This is a genomic window from Salibacterium qingdaonense, from assembly GCF_900114715.1.
Classification (GTDB): domain Bacteria; phylum Bacillota; class Bacilli; order Bacillales; family Marinococcaceae; genus Salibacterium; species Salibacterium qingdaonense.
The window spans coordinates 17346-33109 of sequence record NZ_FOTY01000010.1; the positions used below are offsets into that span (position 1 = coordinate 17346).

At 46.2% G+C, this 15764-nt stretch carries 20 protein-coding genes; 1 reads left to right on the forward strand and 19 read right to left on the reverse strand.

Annotation, left to right across the window (positions count from 1 at the left end; all coding sequences use genetic code 11):
- Positions 1-216: 216 nt before the first annotated feature.
- From aroH to spoIVA, 14 genes are all read right to left on the reverse strand, one after another.
- On the reverse strand, positions 217-600 hold the full coding sequence (gene aroH / locus BM058_RS09445; RefSeq protein WP_090926792.1) for a chorismate mutase: 384 nt from the start codon (positions 598-600) through the stop codon (positions 217-219).
- On the reverse strand, positions 593-1708 hold the full coding sequence (gene aroB / locus BM058_RS09450; protein WP_245736919.1) for a 3-dehydroquinate synthase: 1116 nt from the start codon (positions 1706-1708) through the stop codon (positions 593-595). The genes aroH and aroB overlap by 8 nt, the downstream gene beginning before the upstream one ends.
- Positions 1690-2862, reverse strand: a complete 1173-nt coding sequence (gene aroC / locus BM058_RS09455) for a chorismate synthase (RefSeq protein WP_090926793.1) — start codon at positions 2860-2862, stop codon at positions 1690-1692. Before aroC ends, aroB begins: the two co-directional genes overlap by 19 nt.
- A 109-nt stretch (positions 2863-2971) precedes the next feature.
- Positions 2972-3796: a CheR family methyltransferase gene (locus tag BM058_RS09460; RefSeq protein WP_090926794.1), complete on the reverse strand. Its 825-nt coding sequence runs from the start codon at positions 3794-3796 to the stop codon at positions 2972-2974.
- Positions 3797-3992: 196 nt separating this feature from the next.
- On the reverse strand, positions 3993-4436 hold the full coding sequence (gene ndk, locus BM058_RS09465) for a nucleoside-diphosphate kinase (protein WP_090926795.1): 444 nt from the start codon (positions 4434-4436) through the stop codon (positions 3993-3995).
- A 91-nt stretch (positions 4437-4527) separates the two neighbouring features.
- Positions 4528-5499 carry a heptaprenyl diphosphate synthase component II gene (hepT, locus tag BM058_RS09470; RefSeq protein WP_090926870.1) on the reverse strand — a complete coding sequence of 324 codons (972 nt, stop codon included), beginning with the start codon at positions 5497-5499 and terminating at the stop codon, positions 4528-4530.
- An 11-nt stretch (positions 5500-5510) separates the two neighbouring features.
- Entirely contained in the window at positions 5511-6374 is an 864-nt protein-coding gene (locus tag BM058_RS09475; protein ID WP_090926796.1) for a menaquinone biosynthesis protein, read from the reverse strand.
- The gene (locus BM058_RS09480; protein WP_090926797.1) at positions 6371-6973 is read right to left on the reverse strand and encodes a UbiX family flavin prenyltransferase; all 603 of its coding nucleotides are present in this window, start codon (positions 6971-6973) and stop codon (positions 6371-6373) included. Before BM058_RS09480 ends, BM058_RS09475 begins: the two co-directional genes overlap by 4 nt.
- The gene (locus BM058_RS09485; RefSeq protein WP_090926798.1) at positions 6970-7830 is read right to left on the reverse strand and encodes a UbiA-like polyprenyltransferase; all 861 of its coding nucleotides are present in this window, start codon (positions 7828-7830) and stop codon (positions 6970-6972) included. Before BM058_RS09485 ends, BM058_RS09480 begins: the two co-directional genes overlap by 4 nt.
- A 23-nt stretch (positions 7831-7853) precedes the next feature.
- Positions 7854-8561 carry a demethylmenaquinone methyltransferase gene (locus BM058_RS09490; protein WP_090926799.1) on the reverse strand — a complete coding sequence of 236 codons (708 nt, stop codon included), beginning with the start codon at positions 8559-8561 and terminating at the stop codon, positions 7854-7856.
- 16 nt (positions 8562-8577) lie between these two features.
- Positions 8578-9384: a heptaprenyl diphosphate synthase component 1 gene (locus BM058_RS09495; protein ID WP_090926800.1), complete on the reverse strand. Its 807-nt coding sequence runs from the start codon at positions 9382-9384 to the stop codon at positions 8578-8580.
- A gap of 40 nt (positions 9385-9424) precedes the next feature.
- Complete coding sequence (gene mtrB, locus BM058_RS09500; RefSeq protein ID WP_090926801.1) at positions 9425-9640, reverse strand: trp RNA-binding attenuation protein MtrB; 216 nt, start codon at positions 9638-9640, stop codon at positions 9425-9427.
- Positions 9641-9657: 17 nt separating this feature from the next.
- Positions 9658-10227, reverse strand: a complete 570-nt coding sequence (gene folE / locus BM058_RS09505) for a GTP cyclohydrolase I FolE (RefSeq protein WP_090926802.1) — start codon at positions 10225-10227, stop codon at positions 9658-9660.
- Between the two features lie 289 nt (positions 10228-10516).
- Positions 10517-11998, reverse strand: a complete 1482-nt coding sequence (spoIVA, locus tag BM058_RS09510) for a stage IV sporulation protein A (protein WP_090926803.1) — start codon at positions 11996-11998, stop codon at positions 10517-10519.
- A 259-nt stretch (positions 11999-12257) separates the two neighbouring features.
- Between spoIVA and BM058_RS09515 the strand changes: the two genes are divergently transcribed.
- Positions 12258-12455, forward strand: a complete 198-nt coding sequence (locus tag BM058_RS09515; protein ID WP_090926804.1) for a hypothetical protein — start codon at positions 12258-12260, stop codon at positions 12453-12455.
- Here BM058_RS09515 and BM058_RS09520 read toward each other — a convergent pair.
- The 5 genes from BM058_RS09520 to plsY form a co-directional block, all read right to left on the reverse strand.
- On the reverse strand, positions 12449-13177 hold the full coding sequence (locus tag BM058_RS09520; protein WP_245736920.1) for a hypothetical protein: 729 nt from the start codon (positions 13175-13177) through the stop codon (positions 12449-12451). The two genes, BM058_RS09515 and BM058_RS09520, sit on opposite strands and share 7 nt — an antisense overlap.
- 49 nt (positions 13178-13226) lie before the next feature.
- On the reverse strand, positions 13227-13421 hold the full coding sequence (locus tag BM058_RS09525; protein ID WP_090926805.1) for a DUF2768 family protein: 195 nt from the start codon (positions 13419-13421) through the stop codon (positions 13227-13229).
- A 244-nt stretch (positions 13422-13665) separates the two neighbouring features.
- Positions 13666-13929, reverse strand: a complete 264-nt coding sequence (locus BM058_RS09530) for a stage VI sporulation protein F (RefSeq protein ID WP_090926806.1) — start codon at positions 13927-13929, stop codon at positions 13666-13668.
- Between the two features lie 67 nt (positions 13930-13996).
- The gene (locus BM058_RS09535; protein ID WP_090926807.1) at positions 13997-15079 is read right to left on the reverse strand and encodes an NAD(P)H-dependent glycerol-3-phosphate dehydrogenase; all 1083 of its coding nucleotides are present in this window, start codon (positions 15077-15079) and stop codon (positions 13997-13999) included.
- A gap of 18 nt (positions 15080-15097) precedes the next feature.
- Positions 15098-15742, reverse strand: a complete 645-nt coding sequence (gene plsY / locus BM058_RS09540) for a glycerol-3-phosphate 1-O-acyltransferase PlsY (RefSeq protein WP_090926808.1) — start codon at positions 15740-15742, stop codon at positions 15098-15100.
- Between the last annotated feature and the right edge of the window lie 22 nt (positions 15743-15764).

Here is a 15764-nt window from a genome sequence, read left to right on the forward strand (position 1 = left end):
AAGAGAGCGGGCAGAAGTAAAGCGCATAAGACGGTTCACACGGAAACCGCCGCCGCTGCATATAGGCGGGGAAGGGTGTATTCATATAAAAAGCCTGAAACAGCGCTGTTTCAGGCACACGTATCCAATCCATGCTCTGCTGCGCTCTTCTCTGCTATTCTCATCACTCTCTGCTCTACTCTTCTCATGTACTGGCTATTCTAATCTATCTTTATCTTACCGGTTTTCTTTTCGTTTTGTCAACTCTAAATCCGGACGCAGGGTGACTGCGTCATTTAAGTAAACGTGATTGACTTCTTGCTGCATGGCTTCGGTCTCTGCCGTCATCATCACCCGTATACAAAGCGGCAGACTTTCCGGAACCGGTATTTCCTGTGCACACATCACCGGTACAAACTGCCACCCATCAATTAATCTAGTCGCTTTTGCCGGAAATGCTGCATCAAGGTCCTCTGTTACCGTAAACCATATGTGGGACACACTTTCAGGGAACATATGATTTTCCTTGATCATTTTTTCCAAAAGTCGTTTCGTGCTGCTTACAATCTGCTCCTCGGTATTCTTCTTCACCGTCGTCGCTCCGCGTACTCCTCTAATCATCCCGGCATTCCCCCTTTTTCATTTCTGACAACAGATGAAGGATGTCGCGTTCCTCCACATTTGCAAGAAATGGTTTCCCAGGGGAGGCAGCCAGTACAAACGTCAATTCGCCGGCTCGTGCTTTTTTATCACTTTTCATCGTTTCAACGAGTGCAGCCGGTTCAAAAGCAGCCGGTGCTTCCACCGGATACCCGAGTGCTTTAAACCACGCGGTTTCCGCGGCAGTATCCCACTCTGAATACTGAAGATAATTGCTTACTTTCATCGCAAAAATCATTCCTGCTGCAACAGCTTCCCCGTGGGTTAAGTCTTTATAACCCGATGCTTTTTCCAGTGCGTGGCCGAGCGTGTGGCCGAAATTAAGAAATGCGCGCACCCCTGCTTCGCGTTCATCTTCTTTGACTATATCAGCTTTCACAGTCATGGATTGTTTCAGAAACTGTTTCAGGGAGTCTTTTTTCATATCCTCCGTGTTTTGAACTTCCGTTCTGAGGCGGACCAGAAGATCCGGGTCTTTAATAACGGCATGCTTAATCATCTCGGCAAATCCGGAACGCCATTCCTTGTCGGGAAGAGAAGCAAGGGTGTCTGTGTCATACAGCACGGCTTCCGGCTGATGAAACGCCCCAATGAGATTTTTTCCTAGAGGGTGATTAATGCCTGTCTTTCCTCCTACACTGCTGTCCTGGGCAAGCAGGGTTGTGGGCATCTGTACAAAGGATATTCCTCTCATATATGTAGCAGCAGCAAACCCTGCAAGATCACCAACCATTCCGCCGCCAAGTGCCAAAATGACAGAATGCCGGTCGAGACGGGCATTGATACAGGCTGTCATCACCTGATCGTACCCTTCCAGCGATTTAGAGTGTTCTCCTGCCTGCAGCGTGTGAATATGAACCGAAAGCAGCGGTTCCAGTGAATCACGCACCGTTTCTGCATAAAGTGGTGCTGTGTTGGAATCACTGATAATCAGCGCCCGGCTCTTTCCTTCCAGTACAGAGGCCAAAAGCTCTGCACTCCGGTGCAGCAGACCTTCTCCTATATATACCGGGTACTCCCTGCTTGACGTATCAATAATCAACTGCTCCACTAAAAATCCCTCGCCCATTCTTTGTGCTGTTCTACCGCCTGCTTCACAGCGTCCACTCTGTCAGAACCGAACATATCCAGTACCGCAGCAGCCACTTCAAATGAAATCACATTTTCCATCACAACCGAAGCTGCCGGTACAGCACAGCTGTCCGACCGTTCGATGCTTGCGTTGAAAGGCTCCTTCGTCTCAATATCAACGCTCTGAAGAGGTTTATACAGTGTCGGAATAGGTTTCATGACTCCCTGGATGATTACGGGCATCCCATTGGTCATTCCACCTTCAAATCCACCCAGGTTATTTGTTTTTCGGTAATAACCGGTTGCAGCATCCCAGGCTATCTCGTCATGCACCCTGCTTCCCGGCATCCCTGCTGCATCAAAACCGATGCCGACCTCGACGCCTTTAAACGCGTTAATGCTGACGACAGCGCCCGCTATTTTGGAATCGAGCTTCCTGTCATATTGAACGTGACTCCCCATCCCTACCGGCACTCCACTGATTACAGTCTGCACGACTCCACCAATGGAATCACCGTTTGCTTTCGCGTCATCAATCGCTTGTTTCATTTTTTCCGCGGCATCCTCGTCAAGACAGCGCACCGGGGAGGCTTCCGACCGTTCCTTGAGATCCAGCATGTTTTCGTATTCTACTTTTTCCGCCTCGATTCCCCCGATTTCAAGAACCTGTCCTCCAACATCCATACCCAGCGTGTGCAGAACTTTTTTGGCAAGAGCTCCTGCACACACCCGGGATGTCGTCTCCCGGGCCGAGGAACGTTCGAGCACATTACGGAGGTCACGGTGTCCATATTTAACAGCGCCGTTTAAGTCAGCATGCCCGGGTCTTGGACGGCTGATCCGGCGTTTTACGTTCTGCTCTTCCTCTTCAGATAAAGGAGCCGTTCCCATAATTCCGGTCCAGGACTGGTAGTCTTTATTTTCCACTACCATCGTAATGGGGGCTCCAGTCGTACGGCCGTGACGGACGCCGCTCATAAACTGTACCTTATCTTTTTCAATCTGCATGCGCCGGCCGCGTCCGTAACCACCCTGGCGGCGCCGGAGCTCTTTGTTGATATCTTCTTCCACAAGCTCCATACCCGCCGGCACGCCTTCCACAATCGTAGTTAACTGGGGACCATGCGATTCTCCAGCTGTTAAGTATCTCATGTTCGTATTCCACTCCTTTTTCCGTATTCTCTCTTTCGTGCTTTTATGCATTAAATGATAACATATTTACAGACGCTTGTGTCGGGAAATACACATACGTTTCATGCTTTTATATATCTTTTGTTTTTTTATAAAAAAATGTATCTTCTGTTTCAAATCCGAACTGTTCCGGGTTGAAAATCTGTTCTGTACTTCCGACAAAAAGGATACCGCCTGATTTCAGCGCTCTATTAAATTTCCTGTAAATCTCCCGTTTCGCTTCATCGGTGAAATATATCAGAACATTCCGGCATATAATAATATCAAAGCCGGTTTCATATGTATCAGCAAGCAGATTATGTTTTCGAAACGTTACGTTACGTTTAACATCGTCTGTGATGCGCGAGCCTGTCTCCTCCTTTGTAAAATACCGGTTAATCACCGGGGTGGAAAGTTCTTTCAGCGCCCTTTCCGTGTACAGTCCAGCTTCCGCCCGTTTTAATATAACATCATCAATATCGGTAGCTGTAATACTGTAATCCTTTACCGAGTTGTTTTCTTTCAGGATTATCGACATCGTATACGGCTCTTCTCCTGTTGAACAGGCAGCCGACCATATTTTCAGACGGGAAGACTGTTTCAGAAGACGAGGCAGAATAACTTCGGTCAACACGTCCCAACGTTTTGAATTACGGTAAAATTCAGATACGTTTATCGTCATGCGCTCCAGAAACTTTTCAAGAACAGATTCATCTTTACTGATACCTCTATTAAAAAAGTCATGGAAGTTTTGATATCCGCGTTTCTCATAAAACGAGGTCAGACGCCGTTTCATCTGCGCTTCTTTATAGAGCGACAAATCAATGCCAGTCTTTGTTTTTACGTCCCTCTTAAATCTCTCGTAATCGGACTCCGTTCCGGTACGGAGTCCAGATTTTTCTTCTTTTTCACTCATGTGGGTGCCCTCTTTCACTTTCTAAATCATGCTGTTATTGTATCATGACATTCAGTAGGTGAATAGTCCGCAGATAAAGAGCCTTTCTCTGGTTTTCCATACAAAAAAGAGCAACGAAAAATGCCGAACGATTTTAAAAAATCGTTCGGCATTTTTCTGAATGATAAAGGTTTTGTCCCGGACTCTCCGTAAACTTTTATACCCAATCTGCTACATGCTTTTCATAGGATTGTATCTCACTTTTGTCAAAAAACAGGTCAATTTCACGTGCTGCACTTTCCGGGGAATCGGAACCATGAATGACGTTCATCCCGACCTGTACGGCGTAATCGCCGCGGATTGTACCGGGAGCAGCTTCGGCCGGATTGGTTGCCCCCATCATTTTGCGGGCTTCGGCGATGACGTTCTCCCCTTCCCAGACCATCGCAAACACAGGACCGGATGTAATAAACGATATCAGGCTGTCAAAAAACGGCTTGTCCTTTAATTCGTCATAATGTTTTTCCGCCATTTCTCCCGGGATGGACATTAACTTTGCTGCTGCCAGGGTGTAGCCCTTGTTTTCAAAGCGCTGCACGATGTCCCCGACAAGATTCCGCTGTACGCCGTCCGGTTTCACCATAATAAACGACTGTTCCATCTTCATCCCTCTTTCTTATGTAATCGTTTTCTGAACCCGTCTGATTATATCAAACACTGAAAGCGTTAGCAACTTCCATTACATAAGGTCTTCAGCTGTTTCGGCTTCCAATATAGGAAGCAATATCCAGAAGAGATTTTTTGGCTGAAATATCCTCCAGACCGTCCAGGGAACGAAATGCTTTCTGCAAATACTGTCTGCTCAAGGTTTTGGAGTATTCAATGCCGCCGGATTGGTTGATCATATCCAGAAGTGGAGATATGTCCCCGGGATCATCCCCTGATCTCCCGATAATGCGGTTGATTTCTTCCCGGCAGAACGAGTCATGATGCATCGCATATAAAGCCGGAAGAGTGACATTTCCCTGCCGCAGGTCGCCTCCGGCCGGTTTACCCAGTTCCTTTTCCGTCCCTGTGAAATCGAGGATATCATCAATAATCTGATAGGACATACCAACGTTATATCCATAGTAGTAGAGACGGTTTTGATCTTCACGTGACGCTCCCGCACTGATGGCCCCCAGCTGACAGCTTACTGCTATCAAAAGCGCGGTTTTACGCTTGATGCGGCGCAGATAGGTTTTGAAGTTCTGATCCCAGTTATACTGATCACGTATCTGCTCTATTTCACCCAGACACATTTCCATCATCGCATTGGAAATCACCCGGTGAATCGTTTCATTTTCAAAAAACGAGGCCTTTTCAATCGCTTTCGCAAAAATGTAATCCCCTGTGTACATTGCAACCCGGTTGTCCCACCTCGCCTTGATCGTTTTGCTGCCCCGGCGGAGATCCGCATCATCAATGACATCGTCATGAACGAGAGATGCCATGTGGATCAACTCAAGAGCTGCAGCAATATGTTTAACACGGTCTATTTCATACTGTCCAAATTTTGCACTAAGCAGCACAAATACCGGCCGGATCCGCTTTCCCCCTGAATGAAGGAGGTGCAAAGACGCTTCCTGAAGTACCGGATGATCAGCTTCCACCGCACGTTCAAGTTCTGATTCTATTTTTTTTATATCCGGCTTGAGAAACATGTACAGATCGGCCAACTTCATGATATTCACCTTCAAAATAAGTATTGCACCTCGTTTCCGGCTGCCCATAACGGAATATGGTTTACGGGGGTCTTCAAAAAACCGTATTTGTACAGAAGTTCAAAATAATAAAGCAATCCTTCTTTTTCTTTGTCCCGAAAATCATAATGCAGTCCGCGGAAATAGTCATCCCAGAATGAAAGGGTTCCGCCATGCTCCTTTTGCACATCCTGCACCATCTGTTCAAAGCAGCTGTGAAGTGAAAGAGCCTTGCTGTAGTGAAAGGCTTTGAACAGAGTTTTTATTATGCTCTGGTCCTTTTGAGCAGCTGCGTTGCGCACAGCAAACACCGCATACGTCATGGGGAGTCCGGTGTGTTGGTACCACAACTCGCCCAGATCATAGCAAAAGAAGGATCGGTCCGGACTCCAGGATTCACGAATCGCATCGTCCCCTATTAATAAAAAGGCGTCATGCTCCATTTTCATTGTTTTCGGATCAGGATGCATCGTCTCATAATTAATGTGTGTTAAATTATAAAATTCTGCGAGGATAATTTTCAGCAGGTGGACTGAAGTTGCGCTCGAAGAGGTGAGAGCAATCGAACTGCCTTCAAGCTTATCAATCTCTTTTTTGGAAAAAAAGAGAATGGATCCTACTTTTCCGTATGAGGAAACAGATAAGTCCGGAAACAGTTCCAGTTCTTCAGCATTTTCCCCGTAGGCGAAGGAGGAAATACCTGCTGCATCAATCGAGCCCTCTTTTATACCTGCATTCAGCTCGGCAGGCACCTTCGGGTAAAATAAGCATCCCTGGGTTTCCAGTTCCCTTTTATCAAGAAAATGAAAAGCAGGAATAATGTTTGTATAAGAAATTTCACCGATTCTAATGCTCACTTTTTCTGCCCCCATCTCGTAAATAAAGCGTGCCCCACACCAAGACTGTCCAGAATTTTGCCGGCTACAAAATTAATCAAGTCGTCCTTTGTCTCAGGAAGGTGATAAAAACCCGGCATTGCCGGTACAATCAGAGCCCCGTTTTTCTCTGCTTTGGACAGATTTTCAAGATGAATACCGTGCAGCGGGGTTTCTCTTGGCACAAGAAGGAGCGGTCGTTTTTCCTTGAGCTGTACATCCGCCGCCCTCTCAATTAAATTCCCTGAAATGCCGTTTGCAATCTTGGATAATGTTCCCATAGAGCATGGAGAGACAATCATTCCATCGGTATGATGAGAACCACTTGCGATTGGGGCTTTGAAGTCCTGGAGTTCATGCATCACCCATTGTTCGCTGTTGTATCCGGCAAACAGCTTCCGCACACACTCCTCTCTATCTGTCGTATCAAGGAGTAGTTCTTCCCGGAAAACCTGCCATCCTGCCTCGCTGACCAAAAAATGAACATAATGCCCCTGTCTCAGCAGTTCTTCTGTGATACGGATGCCGTATACTGCTCCACTGGCACCAGTAATAGCTACAGTAAATGTTTTTACAGTCATAACAGCATGTCCCCAATTGTGAAAAACAGCATGACAAAGCTGATGACCCCGTTCATCGGGAAGAAAGCCACCCCTACCCTGGACAGATCATTGGGTTTCACGATGGAGTGTTCATAGGTCATCACAACACCGGCAATCAGAACGCCCGCCAGATACACCCAGGACAGCGGCGAAAGAAAATGCAGAGACAATAACGCTAGAAAACTGATGCAGTGAAAAAGTCTCGCCGCCATCAAAGCTTTTGGAACGCCGAACCGGGAAGGAATGGAATGAATGCCTTCTTCATCGTCATGCTCTTTATCCTGTGTGGCGTAAATGACATCAAAGCCCGCAATCCAGAATGCTACAGCAAGAAAAAGCAGTAATGCTTCCGGACGAAGAGTTCCGGTTGCACCAACCCATCCTCCGAGCGGTGCAATGGCTATCGTTACACCAAGAAAGATGTGACAGAGCCAGGTAAACCGCTTTGTATAAGAATAAAATGTCAAAAAAAACACCGCCGCCGGAAGAAGATAAACCGACAACATGTTAAGTTGAAAAGCTGCTGTCACTAAAACAAGTAGTGATACAGCGATAAACAATATACTTTGATTCATGGAAATCAACCCGGCCGGAATCGCACGTCCGGCTGTCCGCGGGTTTCGTTTGTCAATGCGGGCATCAATAACACGGTTCATCGTCATGGCAGCACTTCTCGCCCCTACCATGGCAAGAGTTATCCATACCCATTCCCCAATGGCGGGCCATGTCCCTTCCACCATTAAACTTCCAAGTACCGCCCCGAGAAAAGCAAACGGAAGGGCGAATACGGTATGCTCAAATTTGATCATTTCAAGTATGATTTTTACTTTTTTCATTTATGTACTTCCTTTCCAGTACTTCAGCTGCTCTTCAAAGCGGAATGGGAAGCAGCTGTTCCCATCGCAAACGACGTCACATCCACTTCACAAAATCCGGCTTCTGCGAACATAATCGTGAGGAGGTTCTTGTTAGGAAAGGCGGCGGTTGACTCTTGAAGCCAGGAATACTCCTCATAATTTCCTGCAAACAGTTTTCCTAAGCCGGGCATCATATAGCTGAAATATACGGAATACATCCGCTTGAAACAGTTGTTTTCCGGTGTCGACGTCTCAAGACAGACCGCCCGTCCTCCTTTTTTAAGGACTCTGTGCATTTCGCGCAGCACCGTTGGATAATCCGCAGCGTTGCGCAGCCCAAAACCAATCGTAACATAATCGAATGATTCGTCGGGAAAAGGCAGATCCATCACATTCGCCTGAAGCAGTTCAACCTGGGAAAGTCCTTTTTGCTGTACCTTTTCCTGTCCGGTTTGAAGCATACTGCCACTAAAATCAACGCCTGTCACACTGCCGGCACTGCCCGTGGCTTCTGCAAGATCAATCGTCCATTCCGCGGTACCACAGCAAAGATCAAGTACTACGGCTCCTTGTTCCACATTCAGCGCCTCCATCGTTTTCTTTCTCCATGATTTATGAAGACGAAAGCTGATTACCGAGTTCATCAGATCGTATTTGTGGTGTATGTTTTCGAATACTTCATGTACTCGTTCTTCTTTTGTTCTATTCATGGAATTCCTGCCCCCGTTACTTAATCTCTGCTTTTATAAAATCGCGGGACCATGATGTCAGCACATTAAAGAGCAGCTCGTTTCCAATGGAAGTTGTTGTATGTAATTTTTGATGCAGTTCTTTTTGCAGCCTCGTGATATGATGGGTCAGCCACTGTTCTACACTTTGTGCCGGCCAGGAACCTGTCCATTCTATTCCGCCTTCCAAAAACGCATGGATAGAATTCGCCGGGGCAGAAAGATAACAGCTTTCTTTTGGGTTCCGTTCATGAACAAGACGCTTTAACAGAAAAAAAGTCTCCGCAAGCGATCCGGCCTCAGGCTTCTGATAAAACGAAGCAATATTCTTTAAAAAAGCACCTTCCACTAATGCAAGCCGGGAGAGGAGCACCTCTTCGCTTTCATTTTCGCAGAAATGAAGGCTCATTTTTTCTTCGTTGATTTTTTGAATAGCATCACTGAATACAGGTATCACCTTGGCATGGACATCTCTATCGAGCATGCTGTGGTAAAGGCTGCTGAAAAAATCACCGGCCAGAACGGTCAGCTGCCGGGGCTTTTTACCGAGAAGTACTTCCTGACCTCCGGTTTCCACCTTTTCATGGGTAACAAAGGCTGCCTGGACCAAAAGAGCCGATAATATCTGTTCTCTTTTTGCATCTGCAGAAAGAGGGGAATCCAAGAGCAGCTCCATCATGAACAAAATATAATCATATTCGATACCGGCCTCTTCGATATATTCTTTTAAATATGGATGACTTGTCAGCTGCTTAAACTCGTGTTCAATTTTCTGCACCTCTGCATCTTCATACAGCTCTTTCATACTTGAGAGGCCCCCCGATCTATTAAAATTTTCCGCTTTATTATTCTTCTGTTCTCAACTCGCCGTGACTCGTCTGAATCACTGCTTTTCCTCTGACCTTCACTGCGGAAGTATGTTCAGTGAACTGGGCAATCATCACTTCTCCCCGGTCAAGCTTCTCTGAATGATGGAATCTGGTGTCGGTTCCCCGGGTCAAGCCGATAACATGCACTCCGTCTTCTTCGGCCTTAATAACACAAAAATCATCAGACGACATTTTCTTTCCTCCTCTAGTTATGAACGGTTAATAAGTGTCAATACTTCCGCCCTTGATGCTTCATCGTTTTCAAACGATCCCCGGACCGCTGATGTTACCGTTTCGGTTCCTGGTTTCTGGATACCGCGCATCGTCATACACATGTGCTCGGCTTCCACCACGACAATCACACCATGAGGATTAAGTGTTTCAAGAATGCTGTCAGCCACCGTGGATGTGATTCTTTCCTGAAGCTGCGGTCTTTTCGCCACTGTTTCCACTGTTCTTGCCAGTTTACTTAACCCGGTAACCTGTCCTTCTTTTGGTATGTAACCGACGTGGGCTTTTCCGTAGAAAGGAACAAGATGATGCTCACACATCGAGTAGAACGGAATATCTCTTACAAGAACGAGTTCCTCATGTTCTTCTCCGAAAACGGTTTGAAGGTGTTCAGCCGGATCCTGCGACAATCCCTGAAAAACTTCCTCATACATTCTTGCTACCCTTTTGGGCGTGTCCAGAAGACCATCCCGGTCTGGATTTTCCCCGACAGCTTCCAAAATGGAGTAAACTGCTTTCTCTATTTTATCGTGATTAACGGTAGACACTCTCTTTTTCCCCCTGTCTCCACTTAATATGACCTTTGAAAAATTTTAGCATAAGGGTATGTAGAAAGCAAAGAATCAGAATTTTAGTTTTCTATAATATTATTATGTAAACTTAATTTTGAGATAATAGGTTTCTACGTAATAAAAAATGCTTCCGAATATCATAAAAGATAGTCGGAAGCATTTTGCCCGCACTTCAGAAAAGTACAAAGCGCCCTTAAAAGCCAGGGGCTTATTTAAAGATTCATTTATTACGAATCAAACACCCATTTCCCTCATACCACACCTTCTACAGTATGATCGCTATCAATCCTCCGGAGCCCTCATTGATAATACGTTCCAATGTTTCTTTCAGTTTGTATCGAGCATTTTCCGGCATCAAAGACAATTTTGCCTGTATTCCTTCGCGGACTATAGAGTTAAGGGAACGCCCGAAAATGTCCGAATTCCAGATGGACAATGGATTCTCTTCAAAGTCCTGCATGAGATACCGGACGAGTTCTTCACTTTGTTTTTCCGTCCCGATAATCGGAGCAAATTCAGATTCGACATCCACCTTAATCATATGAATGGACGGCGCCACCGCTTTCAGTCTTACTCCAAAACGCGATCCCTGTTTAATAATTTCCGGTTCATCGAGGCTCATGTCTGTTAAGGCAGGAGCTGCAATGCCGTACCCTGTCTGCTTCACCATTTTCAATGCTTCACTGACTTGATCATACTCTTGTTTGGCGTGAGAAAAATCCTGCATCAAATGGAGCAGATGGTCTTTTCCTCTGATTTCCACCCCGACGACTTCTTTTAATATCTGGTCGTATAGGTGCTCCGGCGCGTACAGATCTATTTCAGCAACACCGCGTCCCATTTCAATGCCCGCCAGACCGGCTTCTTCTATGAATTCAAAGTTTCCTGCAAACTGCTGGACCACTCGGTCTACATCCCGAAGCCGTTTAATGTCTTTCACCGTGTTGCGTACGGATTGTTCATATTCCTCACGAAGCCAGTGATTGTCCCGCAGCACCATGACCCAGCTCGGCAGGTTTACATTCACTTCATGAACTGGAAACTCAAAAAGTACTTCCCTTAAAACGTTGTGAATATCGTGCTCTGTCATACTTTCTATGCTGAGAGCCAGTACCGGAACATCATGTTCTTCCATCAATTGCTGACGAAGTGCCTCTGTTTCCGGATGGTGCGGCTGAACAGAGTTAATCACCATAATATAAGGTTTTCCTACTTCATTGAGTTCTTCCATAACCCTGTCTTCAGCTTCCACATAATCATCACGGGCAATGTCTCCAATTGTTCCATCCGTTGTAATCACTACTCCAAGTGTCGAATGTTCCTGAATAACTTTCCGCGTACCGATTTCAGCTGCTTCCTGAAATGGAATGGGATCTTCGTACCACGGGGTATTAATCATACGAGGGCCATTTTCATCCTCATATCCTTTTGCCCCTTCCACCGTATACCCGACACAATCGACGAGCCGTACATTCACTTCCAGGCCTTCTTCCACTTCGAGCGAAACAGCATTATTGGGCACAAATTTGGGTTCTGTCGTCATAATTGTGCGTCCTGCTGCGCTTTGCGGCAGTTCATCCGTTGCCCTTGTTTTATCGACTTCACTTCCCATGTTGGGAAGCACAACCAGCTCCATGAATTTTTTAATAAACGTGGATTTACCGGTACGGACGGCGCCGACAACTCCTAAATATATATCTCCTCCGGTCCGTTCTGCGATATCCTTGAAGATATCCACTTTTTCCACTGGATCCCCTCCTGTTCAATAAAATTCCGATACCGGTCTTACATGTATGACAATATATATCTATGATGAATACGAAAACTTATGCCTTGTTTATGTACAGGACTTCTATAGAATGTGGGACTGGCGGGGAGGGAGGCCGCTGACTCACCGTATAAAAAAAGCAGCACTCCGAAGAATGCTGCCAAACATCGTTCTATTGCACGCCTGTTGATTTACCATATAAAGGAATGGGAAAGGATTCTATGAGGAGGGTGCATCTGTGATCAAAGCATGTATACCCCCTTCTTTTTCGTTGGACGGAGCTGTCTGCCCGACTCCAGCGGGAGAAGCGTCAGCCGAAGATCACCGGGTGATTTTCCCGGTAGCTGAGGCGACGCCCGCGGAAAGCGGTCAGGAAAGGCGGAGTCCAACGAAACGCTTCCTATATTTGCATAATCAACAGCCGTGGTTCTATTGATTTCTTTCCTTGAAAACAGGATCCCCGTTTTCATCAAGTGTATACGGGACTGAGTAAGCTGGTACTATAGGAGAATTTTGTGCCAGGATGGATCTGATGTCGTCTCCGGACTGCAACTGATGTTCGTGTTCCTGAAGGGCGATATTCAGGTCTATCGCGTAATCAATACGCACTTCCCCTTGCGCATTAATCAGCATAGGCAGCGATGTATCAGCATGATAAGGGCTTTCTACTTTCAATTCGCCGCTGTAATCAAGGCGCTCATTATCTATTTCAAATACTCCGGGACCCGCAGGTTCCTTAATTGGAGCATACTCATTGCTGTCGATATAGCTGTTGACCGCCCTCTGCAGCTTCTGCACTTCATCCATAATGCTTAAATCAATAACTTTCACCGTCGGTTCTTCTTCGGGGGTGATAATAACATACCGGTACTTCCCGCCGTTTTCAAAAGAGTTTCCGGGCGGCTGCTGCATATAACGTGGTATTAATTCATTAAATGAAATCTGATATTTCTGGTAGATAGGCGTATCCGCCTCGACTGTCCGGATGGGCAGTACACCCGTATCTTTTTGATATTGTTCAACCGCCTGCTGTACTGATTGCAGCTGGGATTCATAAGGAACCTGATTTTTCGCACGCTCGTCCTGCGGAAACAGACATCCCGATAACAGCAGCACTACAGCTGCCATTGCGCCAAACAGCGGAATATACCGCTTCAATAGCTTTCACCTCTCTGTCGTCAGGGTTGTCCTGTAACAGCTTTTATATCTACTCCGCAAGAGGTCCTCTTACGACAGTAACGAATACAATCAATCCAGCCGTAACAAGAAATATAAAAGACACAGCTAAAACAAGAAAACGTAAGAATCCGGATAATTTATGGGATAAAACAGATAATGCTGCTGAAGCGAACATTAAAAATATCCCGAAAAAAGCAAGCCACATACTTTGTAACGCCGTCATTACCCCGTCCTCCTTTTTCCAGACCACATTATAACACAACAATATCAGCCTATGGCACATTAGTGGATAGCTGTGTGGTGACAAAATCATGAAAAACCAGCCGGTACCGGGGCGGAGTACGGCTGGTTCCAGCTATATTCTTTCCTTTTTCAGCACAGCCTTCCTTCTACTCTGTTTACTATATTCATGAACGGATCTGTTGGAATGAGCATTCGCCTCTGAAACGGAAAGAAAATTTCTGTTTTCAACGACTGGACTGAAACCATTTACTTAAAGAAGCCAGGTCAAGTGGGATATCATTGTTCATGACAGCCTTCACCAACTCATCTTCTTTCCGGGCGGATACGGATTTGCCGGCAAGAGAACCAACATCTCTAATTACTCTGCGGACTGTCTTCTCATCCTGGAAATCGGCTCCCTGCAGCGATTGGACGAGTTTCATGATATCTTCCTGCTTCACGTTCGTATTTTTTTCGATATTGTCAAACATTGAATCACTGTGCTTCATACAGCAGCCTCCCTTTCTCACGATTCATCCCATTCTATGCGGGACAGGAAAGAGACGTGCTTTTTCATTACCCGTTTGTCCACGGACCTTGACTTGTATCGTCCCATTTTCTCTGAAAATCGGGATCAAGCAGCAGTGACATGTTTTCTTCTTCATGTTTACGTTCTCTAGCCATCAATTGACGGACGGACTCTTCTGGTTTTGTTCCTTCAAATAGAACGTCATATAAAGCTTCTGTAATCGGCATTTCCACGTTCTGAGCTTGAGCGAGTCCGTGAACAGCTTTCGTGGTACGGACTCCTTCCACAACCATCCCCATCTCTTCAAGAACGTCATCAAGATGAGCGCCGCGGCCCAATTTATCTCCAGCGCGGCGGTTCCGGCTGTGGCGGCTGAAACAGGTGACAATCAAGTCTCCGAGACCAGAAAGACCGTTGAACGTCAAGGGGCTTGCTCCAAGCGTCACTCCCAGCCGGGAAATTTCAGCAAGACCCCGCGTCATAAACGCAGCCTTGGCGTTATCCCCAAAACCAAGTCCGTCGGTCATTCCAATTCCGAGGGCAATGATATTTTTTAAAGCGCCTCCGATTTCGACTCCAATTATATCCTGATTCGTGTATACACGAAAATAGTTATTCATGAAAAGACCCTGAACTTTTTCTGCGGACGGCTTATGACTGGAAGAAACAGTTACGGTTGTCGGTTGTTTTTCACATACTTCCTCCGCATGACTCGGTCCGGAGAGCACGACAATATGATTCGCAGCGGTGCCCGTCAGTTCTTCTTCCATTACTTCAGAAATCCGTTTAGACGTGCCTGGCTCAATTCCTTTGGAAGCATGAATCAGTACTGCTTCTTCCGAAAGAAATGAACGCAGATCTTTCATCATCTCCCGGACGGCTTTAGCCGGCACAACGAGCAGTATATAACCAGCATCTTCGGTACATGTTCGAAGATCGGTGAAAGCCTGCACCGTCCCAGGTAAATGAAAACCGGGAAGATAATGTTCATTCGTATGATGTTGATTCATTTCTTCTGCTTGATCTTCTCTTCTCGTCCATAAGCGGACGTCCTGCCCATTATCGGCAAGAACAGACGCCAAAGCTGATCCCCAGCTTCCTGCTCCAATGACTGCAACCTTTTCCGCCATATTTGCCCGCCTTTCTTATCAAGATACTTTACTGCCTATCTTATGTTCATTTCCTTTAATCAGCCGTTGAATATTACTGCGGTGCTTCCAGACAGCCAGTACGCCGATGACAGCTGTCAAATAGAAATAGGAAGGCGGATGATCATAATGGAAATTAGTCAGGATAATCACTACAGGAGTAACGACAGCAAAAATGAGGGAGCCAAGGGATACATACCGTGTCATAACAATCGACAATATAGCTGCAATCCCAACATATACCGCCGGGAAAAATACGAGACTGGCTACGACACCAATGGTTGTAGCCACACCTTTCCCGCCTTTAAAACCGTAGTAAACAGGCCAGTTGTGACCGGCAATCGCGGCTGCTCCGGCGAGTGCCGAAGCCACCCCCTCGACTTGACCGAAAGCTGTCCATACAGGAAGTATATCTGTTATCTCAAGCAGTCGTGCTATCCAGACCGCGGCCACCCCTTTTAACACATCAAGAGAGAGAACCGTAATGGCCGAACCTTTTCCCAGCACCCTCAGTATGTTTGTTGCACCCGCATTACCGCTCCCGTGCTGGCGGATATCTATTTTTTTTATATTCCAGGCGATAACATAACTGAAACTGATCGAACCTAGAAGATAAGCGATTACAATTGAAAAAATAAGTTCCACTTGAATTCTCCTTTAGATGAGA

Bases quoted from the DNA above. Each gene is read 5' to 3' on its own strand.
- hepT (WP_090926870.1), bottom strand. From the start codon at position 5,499: ATGAAGTTGGCCGATCTGTACATGTTTCTCAAGCCGGATATAAAAAAA.
- aroC (WP_090926793.1), bottom strand. From the start codon at position 2,862: ATGAGATACTTAACAGCTGGAGAATCGCATGGTCCCCAGTTAACTACG.
- BM058_RS09485 (WP_090926798.1), bottom strand. From the start codon at position 7,830: ATGAAAAAAGTAAAAATCATACTTGAAATGATCAAATTTGAGCATACC.
- BM058_RS09480 (WP_090926797.1), bottom strand. From the start codon at position 6,973: ATGACTGTAAAAACATTTACTGTAGCTATTACTGGTGCCAGTGGAGCA.
- BM058_RS09495 (WP_090926800.1), bottom strand. From the start codon at position 9,384: ATGAAAGAGCTGTATGAAGATGCAGAGGTGCAGAAAATTGAACACGAG.
- BM058_RS09490 (WP_090926799.1), bottom strand. From the start codon at position 8,561: ATGAATAGAACAAAAGAAGAACGAGTACATGAAGTATTCGAAAACATA.
- aroH (WP_090926792.1), bottom strand. From the start codon at position 600: ATGATTAGAGGAGTACGCGGAGCGACGACGGTGAAGAAGAATACCGAG.
- BM058_RS09530 (WP_090926806.1), bottom strand. From the start codon at position 13,929: ATGAAGCACAGTGATTCAATGTTTGACAATATCGAAAAAAATACGAAC.
- ndk (WP_090926795.1), bottom strand. From the start codon at position 4,436: ATGGAACAGTCGTTTATTATGGTGAAACCGGACGGCGTACAGCGGAAT.
- BM058_RS09460 (WP_090926794.1), bottom strand. From the start codon at position 3,796: ATGAGTGAAAAAGAAGAAAAATCTGGACTCCGTACCGGAACGGAGTCC.
- BM058_RS09525 (WP_090926805.1), bottom strand. From the start codon at position 13,421: ATGACGGCGTTACAAAGTATGTGGCTTGCTTTTTTCGGGATATTTTTA.
- mtrB (WP_090926801.1), bottom strand. From the start codon at position 9,640: ATGTCGTCTGATGATTTTTGTGTTATTAAGGCCGAAGAAGACGGAGTG.
- BM058_RS09535 (WP_090926807.1), bottom strand. From the start codon at position 15,079: ATGGCGGAAAAGGTTGCAGTCATTGGAGCAGGAAGCTGGGGATCAGCT.
- aroB (WP_245736919.1), bottom strand. From the start codon at position 1,708: ATGGGCGAGGGATTTTTAGTGGAGCAGTTGATTATTGATACGTCAAGC.